Origin of the sequence: Neorhizobium sp. T25_13 (assembly GCF_002968675.1) — a bacterium.
In the GTDB taxonomy this organism is placed as follows: domain Bacteria; phylum Pseudomonadota; class Alphaproteobacteria; order Rhizobiales; family Rhizobiaceae; genus Neorhizobium; species Neorhizobium tomejilense.
In genome coordinates, this window is sequence record NZ_PVBI01000009.1 from 240221 (window position 1) to 257171 (window position 16951).

The window sequence follows — 16951 nt, forward strand, 5'->3', positions numbered from 1 at the left end:
CGTGAAAGCCGTCGTCATTCATGCCGCCAAGGACCTGCGCGTCGAAGAGAGGGAGGTCGAGGCGCTCGGGCCCGGACAGGTGGAGGTCGCCATCGAGGCCGGCGGCATCTGCGGCTCCGACCTGCACTATTACAATCACGGCGGCTTCAGCACCGTGCGGGTGCGCGAGCCGATGATCCTCGGCCACGAGGTTGCAGGAACGATTAAGGCGTTGGGGGCGGGGACATCGGGCCTTGCCGTCGGAGACCGGGTGGCGGTGTCGCCGAGCCGTCCCTGCAATGCCTGCGACTACTGCTTGAAGGGCCAGCAGAACCATTGCCTGAACATGCGCTTCTACGGCAGCGCCATGCCGATGCCGCATATCCAGGGCGCGTTCCGCCAGCGCTTGGTTGCCGAACGGTGGCAGTGCCACAGGATAGCGGACGGTGTGTCGATCAACGAAGCGGCGATGGCGGAGCCGTTCGCGGTCACGCTGCATGCGGTGGCCCGCGCCGGCTCGCTTGCGGACAAGCGCGTGCTGGTCACCGGCTGCGGTCCGATCGGTGCGCTGGCGATCATCGCTGCCCGTGCCCATGGTGCCCGAGAGATCGTCGCGACCGACGTCATGGGTGCGGTCCTCGACAAGGCGCTGGCAGTCGGTGCCGATCGGGTCATCGACGTCGCCAGCAATCCGGAACAGCTTGTGGCCTATTCCGCAAACAAGGGCTATTTCGACGTGCAGTTCGAGGCTTCCGGCAACGAACGCGCCGTACGAGCCGGCCTGGAAGTGCTCCGGCCCCGCTCGACGGTGGTCCAGCTCGGTCTCGGCGGCGACGTCGCCATCCCGCAGAACATCGTCGCCGCCAAGGAAATCGAGATGAAGGGCACCTTCCGTTTTCATGAGGAATTCGGTCTTGCCGTGGATCTTATCGGAAAACGCCGCGTCGATCTGAAGCCGCTGCTCACCGGTATCTTCCCGGTCGACAAGGCCGTGGAGGCTTTTGAGACTGCCGGCGACAGAACCCGGTCGATGAAGGTGCAACTGGCTTTCTAGCGATCGAACCAGGATCGACAGGGTTGGCATCAGAGGAATTGAAACAGCGCCTCTGCCCGGACAACAAGAGTAGGAGGCGGCTTTTGAGAAGCCGCCTCCTACATTCTTGGGTTCAATACCTGCAGAATAGGATGCCTTGACCTGCCGAGGCCCGGGCGAGAGTTCAGACAGTCTTTTTCTTGTACAGCAGTGTCGCCAGAGCCAGAACGCAGCCCACCGCACCGACGGTCGCGAAGATGTAGAAGTTCCATTGTGGCGCAAGCCCTGCTCCCAGGACGGCGCCGCCGATGGCGGGCCCGATCATGCCCCCGACGCGACCGATGCCCAGCGAAAAGCCAAGGCCGGTGCCGCGAATTTCGACCGGGTAAAGATTTCCGACCAGGACATTGGCCAGAATCTGCGTTCCGATCGTTCCGGTTCCAGCCAGCGCGACCAGACCGTAGACCTGAAGGCCCTGGCCTACCTGGGTCAACATCCAGATCGAGCATGCGCCGAGGAGGAACATTCCAGCCACGACCATCTTGACGTTGCCAAGGTCGGCAATTCTCGCGCCGATCAGCAGGCCGATTGCCGCGCCAAGATTGAGCGTGACGGAGAAGAGAAGGGCGGAACCGAGGTCGTAGCCCATCTTGTTCATGATCGTCGGCAGCCAGTTCACCATGCCGAAAGTAAGCAGAAGCGAACAGAAATGGATGCCCCAGGCGTTCAGGGTCGGCAGCAGGCGGCCTTCGGAAAACAGCGACTTGATGCCTACCTGACGCAGAGCAGCAGGCCTTGGATTGGGATTGGGCAACCCATACTGATCTGCAATCCGATTGGCTTCTGCCTGGCGGTTCTTGGTCGCCAGCCATTCCGGCGATTCCGGAAGGAGGCGCAGGAACAGCGGAAGAAGCAGTATCGGTGCGCCGCCGATGAACATCAGCACGCGCCAACCGTAAGTCTCGATCAGCATAATGCCGAGAATGCCCGAGATGATGCCGCCGGCGAGATAGCCGAGAAGCGCCGTCGAGTAGGCCATGGCTTTCCGCTTGGGCGGAGAAAACTCGATGATCAAGGCAGTTACCGTCGGGAACAGCGCGCCCAGGCCAAGACCGGCGAGAAAACGGGTTCCTTCGAAAATCAGGAAGCTCGGAGCCAAACCGCTGCCGATCATCATCACCGAAAAGCTCAGGAGGCTCCCGATTATGACTTTGCGGCGGCCGATCCTGTCGGCAAGGGTTCCGGCAATCAGGGCGCCGAGCAGCATCCCGAACAGGGTGATTGACGCGGCTCTTCCGACCATGCCGGGCGTCAGAGCCCAGCTTGCCTCTCGAAGCAGCGAAGGTGCGACCGCACCATAAACGATAAGGTCATAACCGTCGAAAAGGATCAAAAGGCCGCATAGGGCGATGATCATGTTCGGGCTGCGGACGCGTTCCTTGGCGATAGCGACATCTTGTATGGTCATTTTCCCTCCCCACACATTTGAGTACAGGAAGTACGCTCCCGCCATCGGCAGGCCAGCATCGATCCATGTACAAATCCTCCGGATCGTCGTCGGCGTGTTTCCTCCCACACCGGACCCTCATCCCGAAGAGAGATGATGCCAGGACAACGATTGACGCGCCATTAGATACTTGCAGATAAAATATTTGCAAGTGCAAAAGTTATTGGTCGCTGGTTTTCCCTTTTCCGGACATGGCCGGCAGATTGCTGTGCATCCGCTTCAACGCACTTTTCAGGGCGGTGACCTCCTCTTTGGACATGCCCTGCACAGCCGTGGCCTCGAGTTCCATGGCAAGCGGCATCAGCTTTTCAGTCAGTGCCTCTCCCTGTGGGGTCAACCGAACGATGACGATACGGCCATTGTCCTCCGGACGGGTTCTGGAGACCAGCTTGCGTTTCGCCAGAGTGCCGACGAGCCGTGAGAGGGTGGAGATTTCAACCGAGACGACGTCGGCAAGGTCCCCAAGCGTGCTTTCCTTGCGCTCCCTCAACATTGCCAACACTCGATACATGGCAACGCTGAGATCGTTCTCGGCAATTCGTTGTGAGAAGACCTCGGCGATCCGCACGCCCGCACGGTTGAGCAGGTAGGGAACTGAATCGGTAAGTTTGTACATGTCTCAGTCTGCTGGCGAAATCTCGTGTGCGGCTGACCGCGGCTTGTTCCGACATGCACCTAAATGGCCCAAATGACAACACGAGCCGCTGGATCACTTCGCAAAAAGGATCAGCATCGAACGAGAAATTGCCCGCAGTCTAAAATTTGCATTGACAATAGTTGCGTTTGCAATAATTTAACACCAAGGAGACTCGGGAGGAACTCATGTCTGCCACAGCTGCCGCCGGCCCTATACCGGCAATTCCGCCTATCAGCGATGCGTTTCGCGCAACCATGCGCAGGTTTCCGGCGACGGTTACCGTGATATCCGCCTGTCGCAATGGAGCCGACCACGGCATGACCGCAACGGCGGTGACATCGCTTTCCATGGATCCGCCGTCGCTCATTATCTGCCTGAACAACCGCACTTACCTGCACGACATGCTGCTGGAAGTGCCGGAATTTGCCGTCAGCGTTTTGACGCACGAACAGGTTTCCGTATCGGAAGGGTTCAGCGGAAAGATCGCTCCGGAACGCCGGTTCGAAGCGGCCGATTGGGTTCGCCATGAACGGGGCATGATGGTCCTGGATTCGGCCCATGCCGCCGTGATTTGCCGTCGCATGGGTGCCGTTCCCTATGGAACGCATACGATCTTCATCGGCCAGGTGATAGACACCCGTCTTTCCAACGATACCACCCCGTTAATGTACGAAAACTCGAATTATTGCGCGCCACAGCACGCGCCTTTTACCTCCCATAACTGAGGGCAGTTCCATGAACAGTACAGCAGCCTTGTTTCCCGCTTCGATGCGGGCAGAAAACCCATGTCTTGCCGAGCGCATCGCGCCGGTTCTTGATGAGATCCGCGCCACTGCTCGTGATACCGAGAAGGCGGGGCGCGTGCCGGCCCGCAATATCGACCTGCTGCGGGGCGTCGGGTATTTCGATATCGTCAAGCCGGGCCGTTTCAGCGGTGATCAAGGCTCCTTTGCAGAGCTTGTCGATGCCAATATCGAGCTGTCGTCGGCTTGCGCCTCGACCGGCTGGGTCGCGGGACTTCTCTCTGCGCATCAGTGGCTTCTTGCGATGTTCGATGAACGGGTTCAGCAGGAAGTCTGGGGCACGAACCCCGATGCACTTGTATGCGGTTCCTATGCGCCGACGCGCATGGCGGGGCGCGTGGAGGGCGGCTTTCGCCTTTCCGGCGACTGGGCCTTTGCGAGCGGTTGCGAAAATGCGCAGTGGGCATTGTGCGCTGCCATCATCCCGCCAAAAATCGAGGGAGAGCGCGCCGTCCCGTCCTTTCTCCTGGTGCCTGCAAGCGACTATACGATCGCCGAGACGTGGGACGTCGTCGGTCTGGCCGGTACCGGTTCCAAGAGCCTGATCCTGAAAGACGTCTACGTGCCCGCGCACCGTATCCTGGCTTTCCCGGATGCAACTGCGGGCAGAACGCCGGGCGGGCGGGGATACGAGGGCATCGGCCTTTTCAACATTCCGCTCCTCATGGGGATTCCGTTTTGCCTCGGCAGCGCCGCCATCGGTGCCGCGAAAGGCGCGTTGACAAGCTATCTCGACCATATGGGCACGCGGATCACGCGCGGCGCGGTCGCCGGGGGCAACAACAAGATCGCAGAGTTTCCGACCATCCAGCTGAGGGTGGCAGAGGCATCGGCATCTATCGATGCAGCACGCGAAATCATGTTGCGTGATGTGGCGAGGGCGCAGCAGCTGGCGCAGGCACGCGAAAACGGCACCGTCGAGATCACCGAGGAAGACAGGATTCTGGCGCGGCGCACGCAGTCCTTCGCCGTCAGCCTGTCCCTGCAGGCGGTCGAAGCCTTGAACGCCTCCACCGGCGGTCTCGGTCTTCAAATGTCCAACCCCGTCCAGCGGGCATGGCGGGATGCGAATGCCGTCGGACGCCACATTTCGATGAACTGGGACGCCGTTGGGACCATGGTCGGCCAGCATCTCTTAGGCCTGCCGCCCAAGGGTCAGTACTGATCCGTACACGTCCATTCTAGATTTGAGACAGGAAAGAGAGAGTATCGTGCAAGGTAAAATAGCGCTTGAAGAACACTTCGCCATTCCCGACACGCTGCAGGATTCGGCAGGTTTCGTGCCTGGAGACTACTGGACGGAACTATCGGCCCGCCTTCTGGACATACAGGACAAGCGCCTGTGGCTGATGGACGCCCACGGCATCGACAAGATGATCCTTTCGCTGAATGCTCCGGCTGTGCAGGCTATCCCGGACAAGGCCAAGGCTTTGGAAATCTCCCGCCGCGCCAACGACTTCTTAGCGGAGCAATGCCTCAAGAACCCCAACCGCTTTCTGGGTTTTGCGGCGCTTCCCCTGCAGGATCCGGATGCTGCGATAGAGGAACTTCAACGCTGCGTGACGACGATGGGCTTCGTCGGCGCGCTGGTGAACGGGTTTTCGCAGGAAGGCGACGGCTCGACCCCGCTTTACTACGACCTGCCGCAATACCGCCCGTTCTGGGCGGAGATGGAAAAGCTCAACGTTCCTTTCTATCTCCACCCGCGCAACCCGCTGCCGCAGGACAGCCGGATCTATGCCGGCCATTCGTGGCTGATGGGCCCGACCTGGGCCTTCGCACAGGAAACCGCCGTGCATGCGTTGCGGCTCATGGGGTCCGGCCTCTTTGACGAGCATCCTGGCCTGCGCATCATTGTCGGTCACATGGGCGAGGGGCTGCCCTATATGATGTGGCGGATCGACAACCGAAATGCTTGGGTCAAGGTCGAAAAGGGCTATCCCGCCAAGCGCCGCATCGCAGACTATTTCAACGAGAACTTCTACATCACCACGTCGGGGAATTTCCGCACTCAGTCGCTGATCGATGCCATGCTGGAAATCGGCGCTGACAGAATCCTGTTCTCCACCGACTGGCCGTTCGAGAATATCGACCACGCCGCAGACTGGTTTGATAGCACCACGATCTCGGAGGCAGATCGCCTGAAGATCGGCAGGACCAACGCAGTTTCGCTGTTCAAGCTCGATCGTTGAACATGGCGCAACGAAGACGGAGTTGATGGGTGTGGTAGCGTCCTTCCAATACAATATCGGTCCGGCAAGGGTCATCTTCGGGCCCGGCTCGCTTGGCCAACTCGCCGACGCAATCACGGGGCAGGGCTGCAAGCGCGCCCTGATCCTGTCCACCCCACATCAAAGTGCGGAAGCCGAAGATATTGCCGCCGCCCTCGGCCCGCTTTCGGCCGGGCTGTTTACCGATGCCACGATGCACACGCCGGTCGATGTGACCGAGCGGGCGATGGCAACTTATCGTGCCGCCGGAGCCGATTGCGTTGTCTCCTTCGGGGGCGGATCGACGATCGGGCTCGGGAAAGCGATCGCCTATCGCAACGACGCGCCTCAGATCGTGGTAGCGACGACTTATGCCGGCTCGGAAGTGACGTCGATCCTCGGCCAGACGGAAAACGGTGAAAAGACGACCGTCCGGGCCGCCAGCATACTGCCCGAGGTCGTCATTTACGACCCCGAATTGACCGTCGGATTGCCGGTCGCCATGAGCGTGAGCAGCGGCCTCAATGCGATGGCCCATGCCGTAGAAGGTCTTTACGCACGGGATCGCAATCCGATCTCCTCGATGATGGCAATGGAAGGTCTGCGCGCTCTGAAGCGGGCATTGCCACGGGTTCTGAACGAACCGCAAGATCTCGGCGCGCGCGGGGACGCACTCTATGGAGCATGGCTTTGCGGAACGGTGCTCGGCACCGTTGGCATGGCCCTGCACCACAAACTCTGCCACACGCTGGGTGGCAGCTTCGACCTGCCGCATTCAGAAACCCATGCGATCGTGCTTCCGCATTCCGCCGCCTACAACGCCCATGCAGCGGCAGATGAACTGAAGTCGGCGGCCGATCTCTTCGGGGGCTCACTGGGAGCCGGTCTCTACGACTTTGCAGCGTCGATCAACGCGCCTACCGCGTTGCGAGATCTCGGTATGAAGGAAGCAGATCTCGACCGTGCAGCTGATCTGGCCACCCGCAACCCGTACTGGAACCCGCGTCCCATAGAGCGCCAGGCGATTCGCGCCCTGCTGCAAAACGCCTGGGAGGGCGCGCGGCCGCAATAACGCATTCGGAGGAGTTTCGATGTCTCGATATTTCAGCGAGGAAAAATCCGCAGAAGCGGTCAACGCACGCATGGCCCAGGATATAGCGCCACGACTGGCCGAGGTCATGGCGTCGCTTGTCACGCATTTGCATGCCTTTGCGAAGGATGTCAGCCTTACCCAGCAGGAGTGGGAGATGGCAATCAGCTTCCTCACCCGGACAGGCCATCTTTGTCACGACGAGCGACAGGAATTCATCCTGCTGAGCGACGCCTTGGGTTTTTCCATGCTGGTCGACGCCATCAATAATCGCCGGCCGGAAGGAGCAACCGAAAACACTGTGTTCGGGCCGTTTCACGTCGAAGGAGCGCCACTGCGTAAGATGGGAGAGACGATCTCCTTGGACGGCAGGGGCGAGAGTTGTCTTTTCACCGGCTGCGTGCTGGATCTTGACGGCCAACCCGTCGAGGGTGCGCTGATCGATGTCTGGTCGGACAATTCCGATGGGTTCTACGACGTCCAGCAGCCGGACATTCAGCCGAAATGGAATAATCGCGGGATTTTCGTGACGGGCGCCGACGGCGCCTATAGTTTTGTCGGCATCAAGCCGGTTTCCTACCCGATCCCCGATGACGGCCCGGTCGGCCAGATGTTGAGATCGCTGGGCCGCCACCCATATCGCCCTGCCCATACCCACTATCTGATCACTGCGGAGGGATACCAGAAGCTCGTCACCCACACGTTTGTCGGCGACGATCCCTATCTGGAGTCGGACGCGGTCTTTGGAGTGAAAAACAGCCTGATCGCTCCCTTCGAGCGGATCGATGAAGCGACGATCTGGCGCTCCGATTTCAATTTTGTCCTGACCTCTTTGGATTGCCGCGGACGAACTCTCTAGCTTCGTAAGGCGGATAACCTCCGTCTGCTGCGAGCCGGGGTGATGCACTCACCCCGGCCGGCATCCACAGCCAGGCGGCGGCCTCGCCGCCGCTCTGGTTGCGGCTTGCCGCCGCGTTGATAGTGTCAGACAGCAATCTTGCCGCCACCCACCTTGGTGATCGCAACGACTGCAGGCCGCACTGGCATGTCGGGCTTGAAGTCCGGCCAGCGGGTGGAAAGGTCCTCGTAGTAGGACGGACGGCCATGGCCCGGCCAGTCCTCGCCGCCATCGGCCGGATGCTGGACGGCGACGAAAGCCGTTTGGTCATCCGGGGTGAAGAGCGGGCCGCACATCTCAGCGCCGACGGGAACGCGGAAGAAGAGCTTGGACGTGGCGCGGGCTTCACCTTCCGTATCGACGGCCCAGAGACCGTCCGTTCGGCCGGTCGCCTTGTTGTTATTGCCATCGGTCGAGACCCAGAGCCGGCCGGCGGAATCGACGGCACAGTTATCCGGCATGCCGAACCAGCCGTTCTTGGTGGTCTCGGTGGAGAAGGTCGCGCCGACCGCCGCAACGGAAGGATCGCCGCACTTCAGAAGCACTTCCCACTTGCCGGAGGTCGCGGTGAAATCGCCGTCGTTTTCGGCGATCTCGATGATATGGCCAAAGGCGTTTTCTGCGCGCGGGTTGGCGGCATTGACCTGGTCGGCCTTGCGGCGGGTGTTGTTGGTCAGCATCACGTAGACCTTACCGTTGACGCCGTTCGGCTGTACGTCCTCCGGCCGGTCCATTTTCGTGGCACCGAGCACGTCGCCCGCGCGCCGACATTCGATCAACACGTCCGCCTGGCTGTTAAATCCGTTGGCGGCGGTCAGCGGCCCCTGGCCGTGGATCATCGGCAGCCACTGCATGGTGCCGTCTTCGTTGAACTTGGCGACGTAAAGCGTTCCCTTGTCGAGCAGGTTCATGTTGGCCGCGCGGTCGTTCGGGTTGAACGTGCCTTCAGTCACGAACTTGTAGACATAGTCGAACCGTTCGTCGTCACCGAGATAGAAGACGACCTTGCCGTTCTTGGCGACGATCGACTCGGCGCCCTCATGCTTCGTGCGGCCGAGCGCGGTGCGCTTTTTCGGCGTGGAGGCGGGGTCCATGACATCAACCTCGACGATCCAGCCGAAGCGGTTCGGCTCGTTTGGTTCCTTGGCGAGATCGTAGCGGTCGTAGAAACTGGCCCACTCGTAGCTGCCTTCCGGAACGCCGTAACGCTTGTAGTTGGCGGCCTCCTTGTGGCCTTCCGGCAGCTTGCCGGAGAAATAGCCATGGAAATTCTCTTCCGCCATGATGTAGGTGCCCCACGGCGTGACGCCGCCGGCACAGTTGTTGATCGTGCCGATGGCGCGCGTGCCAGTCACATCGACATTGGTCTTCAGGCGATCGTTGCCGGCGGCCGGGCCGGTAATTTCCATCGGCGTGCTGGCAGTGATACGGCGATTGTATTTGCCCTCGGTGACGACCTGCCACTTGCCGCCGGCCTTGCGGATTTCGACGATGGTGCCGCCATGGGCCGCCATTTCGACATCCACCTGCTCCTTGCTGAGCGCGCCCTGCTTGATCTTGCCGTCCACGACCTTGACGAGGCCTGGGAACATCAGGTGCGGATTGGTGTATTCGTGATTGACGACGAGCAGGCCGTGCTCGCTCGAACCTTCGAGCGGAATGTAGCCGACATAGTCGTTGTTGTAGCCGAACTGCTTGCTCTGCGCATCGGCCGTCTGTTTGGTCGGATCGAATTTCGGCGCGCCGGGCAGGACGGCATCGCCCCAGCGCAGAAGGATGTCGGCGTCATAACCATCGGCCACGTGGTGGCTGGCATCAACGCCGGCTTCCACTTCGGTGAACTTGAAGGCGGAGCCGCTCTTGTCCTGGGCACGGGCCTCGTCGGCGCTCATCAGGGCGACGGGGCTGACCGTGGCCGCGATAGCCGAGACGGCGAGCGAACCCTGCAGAAAATTCCGGCGCGAGAAACGCTTGCCGATGATTTCACCCATGGTCGGGTTGACGCTCGTGTTGTGGCCATCGCCATCCGCGTCTTCAAGCTGAGTCGTTGGGAATATCTTCTGGGAAGTGTGCTCGTTCATTGGCTCGCCTCTAAGTTAGGATTTGCCCCAAGTCTGGAGCCGTTCTAACCTAAAGTTACACTATTACAGGTATGCGACAGGCATCGCCGCGCCGTCCATCTCTTGTCTGCGCGCGAAGCCTTCAAAGAAGCGAATGTCGGGGGAGGGCGGAGCCTGCCGCGAGGTAAGCAAGGTCTTGATGCCGCAGCCTATGCCGAACAGCGCCGCAGCCACCGTCCTCAATGCGGCAGGGGCGAGAAAGATCGAAACCGGCCGATTCGGACCCATCTTGATCTCGGTTGGGCTATGTCGACTTGGGCATTGCGCTCTGCGAATTTACGATGAATTCGCACATAAGAGCGGCGGATTCCTGATGATGCGTCTCAAGCAGAAGGTGCGCCCCATCGTAAATATGCATATCCAACCGGTCGAGTTCGCGGGCATAAGCCATTACCTCATCGAGCTCGAAATACGGGTCGTGCCGCCCCCAGATTAACAGCGCCGGCGGCTGATGATCGCGATGATAGGCCGAAATCTCCGGAAAACGGGCGACGTAGCGGCCATAGTCGCTGAAGATGCGAAACTGTATTTCGACCAGTCCGGGCCGGCTCATCCGTTCCCAGTCGAGATGCCAGCCTTCCGGCGCGAACTGCGGTTTGAGCCTATCCGGGATGTCGCCGACATATGTGTGCCGCACCCCGTCGAAATTCAGCCATTCGGGCAGGTTCGCGCGGTTCTCCAGGGTGGGTTCCGCCCAGTAGGCTTTGCTGGCGTCCCAAACTGGACCGAGGCCTTCCTCATGGGCATTGCCGTTCTGAATGATGAGCCCAAGCACGCGGTCGGGTCGTGCCAGCGCCAGATAGTAGGCGACCGGCGCCCCAAAATCGTGGATGTAGAGGAAGAACCGCTCCAGCCCGATCTCCCGCGTTAAGGCATCGACCGTCCGCGCCATGGCGTCGAACGTGTACTCATAGTCATCGGGTGCCTCCGTGAAGCCGAAGCCGGGCAGATCGGGCGCAACGACCCGCGCTACGCTCGCCAAGGGGCTGATGACGTCGCGGAAACTGTAGGATGAGCTGGGTTGGCCATGGAGCAGCAGCAGACCGGGCGCATCGCGTCGCCCTGCCTCGCGATAGAACAGGTCTACCCCATCTACTTTGACTGTCTGATGCCTGGCCTTTTGCACGTCAAGCATGCCGACCTCCTCGTTTTTCTGACCCGCATGTCAACATTCAAGGAGAGGATTGGTTCACCTGAAAATCCTGCCGTCCGCCCCGTCGTGACCGCATCTGGCTGGATCGGGGCATCTCCAACCGGGCGCGACAAGGTTGGAGCGTTGCCATTTATCATCTGGCGCGCCACATTGCCGCCGCCGCTATAGGAGGAGTTCCATGCATACCGGAAGTGCCAAAGCAGGTCAGAACCTTGCCGGACGCAGGGAATGGATCGGGGTCTGCGTGCTCTCGATTGCCTGCCTCATCTATTCGATGGATCTGTCCATCCTGTTCCTGGCCATTCCCGCGATCGTCGCCGACCTCGACCCGTCGGCCTCCGAACTCCTTTGGATCAACGACATCTACGGCTTCATGGTTGCCGGCTTCCTGGTCACGATGGGCACGCTGGGAGATCGGATCGGTCGTCGCCGCGTGCTGCTGATCGGAGCAGCCGCCTTCGGCGTCGCCTCGGCGCTTGCGGCCTTTTCTACCACCGCGCAACAGCTCATCGTGTCGCGGGCGCTTCTCGGTATTGCCGGAGCGACGATCGCACCCTCAACTTTGTCGCTGATCGTCAACCTGTTCAGCAACGAGGCGGAGCGTAACCGCGCCATCGGCATTTGGGGCACGGCTTTTGCCCTCGGTGGCCTGATCGGGCCGCTCCTGGGCGGCTTTCTGCTGCAATATTTCCATTGGGGCGCGGTATTTCTGATCAACATCCCGGTCATGCTCATCCTGCTGATTGCTGCTCCCATCCTGCTGCCGGAATACAAGAGCGCGGACGGCGCCAGGCTTGACCTCCTGAGCGTACTGCTGTCGCTCGCGACCGTGCTGCCCATCATCTACGGCTTCAAGCATGTGGCGGCAGACGGTTTTGACACTCGTCATCTGCTGCCCATCGGCGGCGGGCTCATTGTCGGCTGGCTGTTCGTGCGCCGTCAGAAAACGCTGCCGGATCCCCTGATCGATCTGAAGCTCTTTGCTCTGCCCGCCTTCACGGCCTCGCTTCTGGTAAACCTTGCGGGGATGTTCTTCGTGTTCGGCGTCTTTCTCTACCAGAACCTGTTCCTCCAGTTCGTGCTTGGCCTCACACCGCTCGAAGCGGCTCTCTGGTCGGTTCCCTCGTCGATCGTCTTCACAGTCATGTCCTTGCAAGCCTATCGGTTCACCAACCGTTTCGGCCCGGTCCGTACCGTACTGCTGGGCCTGGTGATAAACTCTGCGGGCATGTTTCTGATGTCGATCGCCGCCTATTGCGAAAGCCTGTTCGGGGTTCTCGGCGCAACCATGGTGATCGCCGTCGGTTTCGTGCCGGTCGTGCTGACGACAACCGGCCTGATCGTCGGAAGCGCGCCGCCGGAAAAGTCGGGCTCCGCCTCGGCGATTTCGGAGACAAGTGCCGAATTCGGAGGCGCGCTGGGCATCGCGTTGCTCGGCAGCCTCGGCACCTTGATCTATCGCATGCTGATGGACGGGGTGAATGTTGCGGGCCTCGATGCCGCTGAGAGGGCAGCGGTGAAAACGACGATCGGTGGCGCCGTCGAAACCGCAAGGGCGCTTCAGGAGAGCGTCGTGCCGGCCTGGCTTGAAGCGGCCCGCCAGTCTTTCTCAACGGGCTTTGCCAGCTGTTGCCTAGTTGGGATGGTGACGCTGCTCGTGCTCGCGGCCATCGCCCGAAAGATCTATGCCCGCGCAAATATCGACGAGCAGGCCGTTGCGTCTGCCCATTGAGAAAAAATGTCAGCTTCCCGCTACCGGTACACCACTGGCCAAGCTGAACGGCATCCTTGACGAACTGCTCGCGGAAAAACAGGCGGCCACAGCGACAGAACCGCCTTCAATATTGGCCACCCTCACTGGAGCCGAAAGGTAGCCATAACTAGCCCTTGTATTGCCGGCGAAAGCCAATCGGGGCGCGGTCCGTTTCACGCTTGAAGAACTTGGCGAAGTTGGTTGCTTCCTCGAAGCCCAGGCCCTCGGCGATAAGGTAAATTGGCCTGTCGGTGTGAACGAGGAGCCGTTTTGCCTCGAGGGCAATACGAGCCGTGATGACGCTCTTGGCGCTCTGGCCGGTGGCCTCCAACGCCGCTCGCGTCAGGCTTTTCTCCGTACAACCCAGAGCCGACGCATAGGCGGATACCTGATGCCAGCCAGCATAGTTCTGCTCGACCAGCCGGCGAAACTTGGCGAAGCGCTGCACAGCCAAGCTCCGCGCGTCGGCACCGCCCACCTGCCGGTCCTGCAGAATTGTCAGGCGTAAAAGCAGTGCGCAAAGCTGGTATCGCAGCAGGGCGTGGACATCCTTGGCCATCGCGTCGATCGCCGCATCCAGCTGCATCCTGGTGATGATCTCGCCGACGGCATGAAAGTCCGCGGTCGACAGCGACAAATGATCCGGCAGCCGATCCAGACCGAGAGCCGGCAGCAGATCGGCGGTCGTCTGCGCTTCTGATGGCAGGAATTCGGCCCGGAACAGCACCATCCATCCATCCCACCCTTCATCACTGCCAAAACTGTGAACCTGCCCTGGCCTGAGCACCAGGAGGGATCCGGTTGAGCAGGTGACCGGCTGAAAGTCCACCAGCTGGGTCACCGCACCATCGGTGACGCAGATCAGGGTGTGAAAGGTATAGTGGTACAGCGCCAGGATTTCCGCGCGGGCGACCCGGCGCCGCAAGTCAGTGAAGCGGAAGACCTCGACGTCAAGCTCGCGACCCCGCGGACGGTACGCGAGTTGATCCACCTTTGACGCGTTCCTTGCCATGTTTCGCCCTCATCAATCAGCAGCGATGTCCATTAAGTATCAGATTTTGGCCCGTATGCACCACGACAGAATGGCGCATCGCCCGTTATTACCACTCCATGAATAGCGCGGTTTCTCCGCGGCAGGTTTCAACATCGGCAATGAAAGATAGAAAATGACCAATATCGATATCGCACGGAGCTACATCGAAGCCGTCCAGACCAACGATCAGGCCACGCTTGGCAACCTGCTTTCCCCGCAGGTCATCTGGCATCAGCCGGGCGCCAACCAGTTCTCGGGCACCAAGAATGGCATTGCCGAATTCGGCGCCATGATGGGTGCCATGATGGCCAAGTCTGGCGGCAGTTTCGCCATCACCCATGCCCATCGCTATCTCGCTAACGGCAACCTGGTGGCCATTGAGATCGAGTTCGCCGGCCAACGTGAAGGCGCCCAGGTCAACCAGCCCGGTATCGATCTGCTGCGCATCGCCGACGGCAAGATCGTCGAAGTATGGCTGTTCTCCTCGAACCCCGAGCAGGAAGACGCCTTCTGGGGCTGAAACGTCACCGACCCACGGCGGCGGACCAAGGCGTCCCCGCCCATACTGTTTTCCAAATTCCACGAGTTTTACGATGACCGCGAACAACAGGCAGCTCGTCTTGACCGCCTGTCAGCGCATTTCGGTGATCTGGATATCTCGGTCGTAGAAGAACGCAGTGGACCTGGCGCGGGAAGAACTCAGGCGCATGCCGCGCGACAAGCGCGAGGGCACTTTTCTGCTCAGCTCCGCGCTAAAGGGCATCGTGAGACGCTCGGCGCAATCGTCGAGAAACTAATGGTCAAGCACGGCCTGAAGCTTCGCTTCGAAGAAGTCATCTACCACGACGAGTTCCAGGTCAGGTACGCGATGTGAAGCGTGAGCGAAGCGTCCCGCCAGCCGCGCAGAGGCAGGCGGTACGCGAGCCCACAATAGCTACTTCAGGAAATCATCGGCTGCGACGACCTTGCCATAGGCGAAGCCAAGTGCCGCCATAAAGGCCGCGTGGACCTGGCCTGCCGGCACGATCATGCCGTTGAACTCGGCGTCGTGCGTGGCTGCGGCGTCTTGGACGACCGTGACGTTGTAGCCGTGGTCAGCGGCAGCTCGAGCGGTTGCGTCGATGCACATGTGTGTCATGGCGCCAACAATGATCACATCCGTGACACCCTCAGCATCGAGCTTGGCCTTGAGGTCAGTGTCCCGGAACGCGTTCGGATAATTCTTCACCACGACCTGCTCACCGCCGTTGGGACCGACTGCCGGAATGATCTCTGCGCCGGGAGAGCCGGCGACGAAGAATGGCGCGCCCTCAGGGCTCTCATGGCGCACGTGGATGACAGGCACACCCTTGGACCGGGCATGCTCGATCACCTCGGCCGCCTTTTTTACGGCGGCGTCAATGCCAATCAGCGGCCAAGATCCCGAGGTGAGATAGTCGTTCTGGAAATCGACGACAACGATTGCTTGCTTGTTCATGGAGTTCATCCTTTCGAAGCGTCACTTATGGACGGCAACCAAAGATGACGCTATTGGCGGTAATGACAAAGAACGGGTTGGAAACGACATATGCCCGAAACCATCGACATCGGCTTGCTAGAGTACCCTGGCGCGCAGGAGGCCGCTCTACTCGGCCTTACAGACCTATTTGAGATCGCCAACCGCCCTGACCGACCGATCCTGAGAGTGACGAGATGGCGGATCGAGAGCGATTATCTGGTCCCTGCCGAACCGAGCGGCCACCCAAGCGTGGTCATCGTTCCTTCGGGCAAAGGGGGACCAGTCCCTTCCGAGGTCGCCCGTACTTTTGCAGCGGGTTTGCGACGACTGCATTCAGCCGGCACGATCTTGGCCTCAGTTTGCGTCGGCGCTTTCATTTTGGGCGAAACCGGCCTGTTGAACAGGCGGTCAGCCACCACTCACTGGGGCGCTGCTGAGGCATTCGTGGCGCGCTTCCCCGACGTCAATCTAGACGTCGACCGGCTGATTATCGATGATGGCGACATCATCACCGCTGGCGGCATGATGGCCTGGACGGATTTAGGGTTGAAGCTCGTCGATCGCTACCTCGGCCCCACGGCGATGATGGAGACCGCAAGCACACTGCTCATCGATCCTCCCGGCCGGGAACAGCGATATTACAGTACCTTTGTGCCTAGCTTGAACCACGGTGACACGGCGGTGCTCAGCGCGCAGCACTTGCTTCATGCGTCGTTCGCGGACGACATCACGCTCGCCGACCTGGCGAGCAAGTCGAGGCTCGAGGAAAGGACCTTCCTGCGCCGGTTCCGCAAGTCGACGGACATGACGGTCACCGAGTACCTCCAGCGGTTCCGCATGAACAAGGCACGCGAGTTGCTCCAGTTCGGCAAGTATCCCGTGGAGGTGATCGCCTGGCGCGTTGGGTACACAGATGCGAGCGCGTTCCGGAAGGTGTTCCAGAGGATCGTAGGTCTGTCGCCATCCGAGTACCGGCGCCGTTTCCGCGCGTAGTATCCGCTTTTGATGAAGGATAGGGGCCTGATGCACTATAGACCAGCCGCCGCTTAAGCAGCAGCTCCCGGTTTGGTCCGCCATCATTCCAGCCGGCCCAAAGCGGACGGTCCGCCTCCGTGAAGAGTTTCGGGCGCCGGCAGGCGTACGAAAGTCCCCGAGGAAGGAACCCGCGGGCCACAGTCGGAGGCTATGGAGATTTCAATCTGCGGCTCATGTCTGCGAGGGCGCGGCCGCAGCCAGG

General features: G+C 60.6%; 16 protein-coding genes. 9 read left to right on the top strand and 7 right to left on the bottom strand.

Features of this window, described 5'->3' with window-relative positions; genetic code table 11:
• Position 1 precedes the first annotated feature (1 nt).
• Complete coding sequence (locus C5J22_RS21890; protein WP_105439989.1) at positions 2-1033, top strand: L-idonate 5-dehydrogenase; 1032 nt, start codon at positions 2-4, stop codon at positions 1031-1033.
• A 163-nt stretch (positions 1034-1196) separates the two neighbouring features.
• Here the strand turns inward: C5J22_RS21890 and C5J22_RS21895 are convergent, their stop codons facing one another.
• Both C5J22_RS21895 and C5J22_RS21900 read right to left on the bottom strand, forming a co-directional pair.
• Positions 1197-2480 (bottom strand): aromatic acid/H+ symport family MFS transporter, encoded by a 1284-nt coding sequence (locus tag C5J22_RS21895; RefSeq protein ID WP_105403334.1) that lies wholly within the window; start codon positions 2478-2480, stop codon positions 1197-1199.
• Positions 2481-2679: 199 nt separating this feature from the next.
• Positions 2680-3135, bottom strand: a complete 456-nt coding sequence (locus tag C5J22_RS21900; RefSeq protein WP_046627575.1) for a MarR family winged helix-turn-helix transcriptional regulator — start codon at positions 3133-3135, stop codon at positions 2680-2682.
• Between the two features lie 206 nt (positions 3136-3341).
• Here C5J22_RS21900 and C5J22_RS21905 point away from each other — a divergent pair, with 206 nt between their 5' ends.
• From C5J22_RS21905 to C5J22_RS21925, 5 genes are read left to right on the top strand one after another with little or no spacing between them, the layout of a single operon-like run.
• A complete protein-coding gene (locus tag C5J22_RS21905) occupies positions 3342-3881 on the top strand; it encodes a flavin reductase family protein (RefSeq protein WP_105439967.1) in 540 nt (179 codons plus the stop codon).
• Between the two features lie 10 nt (positions 3882-3891).
• Positions 3892-5124 (top strand): flavin-dependent monooxygenase, encoded by a 1233-nt coding sequence (locus C5J22_RS21910; RefSeq protein WP_105439968.1) that lies wholly within the window; start codon positions 3892-3894, stop codon positions 5122-5124.
• A gap of 46 nt (positions 5125-5170) precedes the next feature.
• Positions 5171-6151: a gamma-resorcylate decarboxylase gene (gene tsdA / locus C5J22_RS21915; RefSeq protein WP_105439969.1), complete on the top strand. Its 981-nt coding sequence runs from the start codon at positions 5171-5173 to the stop codon at positions 6149-6151.
• A 25-nt stretch (positions 6152-6176) separates the two neighbouring features.
• Positions 6177-7241 (top strand): maleylacetate reductase, encoded by a 1065-nt coding sequence (locus tag C5J22_RS21920; protein WP_371412658.1) that lies wholly within the window; start codon positions 6177-6179, stop codon positions 7239-7241.
• A gap of 19 nt (positions 7242-7260) precedes the next feature.
• On the top strand, positions 7261-8118 hold the full coding sequence (locus C5J22_RS21925; protein WP_105439970.1) for a dioxygenase: 858 nt from the start codon (positions 7261-7263) through the stop codon (positions 8116-8118).
• A gap of 125 nt (positions 8119-8243) precedes the next feature.
• Here C5J22_RS21925 and C5J22_RS21930 read toward each other — a convergent pair whose 3' ends face one another.
• From C5J22_RS21930 to C5J22_RS21940, 3 genes are all read right to left on the bottom strand, one after another.
• Positions 8244-10238, bottom strand: a complete 1995-nt coding sequence (locus tag C5J22_RS21930; RefSeq protein WP_105439971.1) for a PhoX family phosphatase — start codon at positions 10236-10238, stop codon at positions 8244-8246.
• A 63-nt stretch (positions 10239-10301) separates the two neighbouring features.
• On the bottom strand, positions 10302-10505 hold the full coding sequence (locus C5J22_RS21935; protein WP_105439972.1) for a hypothetical protein: 204 nt from the start codon (positions 10503-10505) through the stop codon (positions 10302-10304).
• A gap of 16 nt (positions 10506-10521) precedes the next feature.
• The gene (locus C5J22_RS21940; RefSeq protein ID WP_105439973.1) at positions 10522-11412 is read right to left on the bottom strand and encodes an alpha/beta fold hydrolase; all 891 of its coding nucleotides are present in this window, start codon (positions 11410-11412) and stop codon (positions 10522-10524) included.
• Between the two features lie 196 nt (positions 11413-11608).
• Here C5J22_RS21940 and C5J22_RS21945 point away from each other — a divergent pair, with 196 nt between their 5' ends.
• Positions 11609-13162, top strand: a complete 1554-nt coding sequence (locus C5J22_RS21945) for an MFS transporter (protein ID WP_105439974.1) — start codon at positions 11609-11611, stop codon at positions 13160-13162.
• Between the two features lie 148 nt (positions 13163-13310).
• Here C5J22_RS21945 and C5J22_RS21950 read toward each other — a convergent pair whose 3' ends face one another.
• The gene (locus tag C5J22_RS21950; RefSeq protein ID WP_105439975.1) at positions 13311-14195 is read right to left on the bottom strand and encodes a helix-turn-helix domain-containing protein; all 885 of its coding nucleotides are present in this window, start codon (positions 14193-14195) and stop codon (positions 13311-13313) included.
• 154 nt (positions 14196-14349) lie between these two features.
• On the opposite strand from C5J22_RS21950, the gene C5J22_RS21955 reads away from it, so the two are divergent.
• The gene (locus tag C5J22_RS21955; RefSeq protein ID WP_105439976.1) at positions 14350-14736 is read left to right on the top strand and encodes a nuclear transport factor 2 family protein; all 387 of its coding nucleotides are present in this window, start codon (positions 14350-14352) and stop codon (positions 14734-14736) included.
• 414 nt (positions 14737-15150) lie between these two features.
• On the opposite strand, the gene C5J22_RS21960 is transcribed toward C5J22_RS21955, so the two are convergent.
• A complete protein-coding gene (locus C5J22_RS21960; protein ID WP_105439977.1) occupies positions 15151-15693 on the bottom strand; it encodes a cysteine hydrolase family protein in 543 nt (180 codons plus the stop codon).
• 90 nt (positions 15694-15783) lie between these two features.
• Between C5J22_RS21960 and C5J22_RS21965 the strand changes: the two genes are divergently transcribed.
• Positions 15784-16707 carry a GlxA family transcriptional regulator gene (locus C5J22_RS21965; RefSeq protein ID WP_105439978.1) on the top strand — a complete coding sequence of 308 codons (924 nt, stop codon included), beginning with the start codon at positions 15784-15786 and terminating at the stop codon, positions 16705-16707.
• Positions 16708-16951 lie beyond the last annotated feature (244 nt).

What these genes read in the sequence shown, in the direction of transcription:
- C5J22_RS21895 (WP_105403334.1), bottom strand. Translation starts at nt 2,480, where the DNA reads ATGACCATACAAGATGTCGCTATCGCCAAGGAACGCGTCCGCAGCCCG.
- C5J22_RS21900 (WP_046627575.1), bottom strand. Translation starts at nt 3,135, where the DNA reads ATGTACAAACTTACCGATTCAGTTCCCTACCTGCTCAACCGTGCGGGC.
- C5J22_RS21905 (WP_105439967.1), top strand. Translation starts at nt 3,342, where the DNA reads ATGTCTGCCACAGCTGCCGCCGGCCCTATACCGGCAATTCCGCCTATC.
- C5J22_RS21910 (WP_105439968.1), top strand. Translation starts at nt 3,892, where the DNA reads ATGAACAGTACAGCAGCCTTGTTTCCCGCTTCGATGCGGGCAGAAAAC.
- C5J22_RS21920 (WP_371412658.1), top strand. Translation starts at nt 6,177, where the DNA reads ATGGGTGTGGTAGCGTCCTTCCAATACAATATCGGTCCGGCAAGGGTC.
- C5J22_RS21925 (WP_105439970.1), top strand. Translation starts at nt 7,261, where the DNA reads ATGTCTCGATATTTCAGCGAGGAAAAATCCGCAGAAGCGGTCAACGCA.
- C5J22_RS21930 (WP_105439971.1), bottom strand. Translation starts at nt 10,238, where the DNA reads ATGAACGAGCACACTTCCCAGAAGATATTCCCAACGACTCAGCTTGAA.
- C5J22_RS21935 (WP_105439972.1), bottom strand. Translation starts at nt 10,505, where the DNA reads ATGGGTCCGAATCGGCCGGTTTCGATCTTTCTCGCCCCTGCCGCATTG.
- C5J22_RS21940 (WP_105439973.1), bottom strand. Translation starts at nt 11,412, where the DNA reads ATGCTTGACGTGCAAAAGGCCAGGCATCAGACAGTCAAAGTAGATGGG.
- C5J22_RS21945 (WP_105439974.1), top strand. Translation starts at nt 11,609, where the DNA reads ATGCATACCGGAAGTGCCAAAGCAGGTCAGAACCTTGCCGGACGCAGG.
- C5J22_RS21950 (WP_105439975.1), bottom strand. Translation starts at nt 14,195, where the DNA reads ATGGCAAGGAACGCGTCAAAGGTGGATCAACTCGCGTACCGTCCGCGG.
- C5J22_RS21955 (WP_105439976.1), top strand. Translation starts at nt 14,350, where the DNA reads ATGACCAATATCGATATCGCACGGAGCTACATCGAAGCCGTCCAGACC.
- C5J22_RS21960 (WP_105439977.1), bottom strand. Translation starts at nt 15,693, where the DNA reads ATGAACAAGCAAGCAATCGTTGTCGTCGATTTCCAGAACGACTATCTC.
- C5J22_RS21965 (WP_105439978.1), top strand. Translation starts at nt 15,784, where the DNA reads ATGCCCGAAACCATCGACATCGGCTTGCTAGAGTACCCTGGCGCGCAG.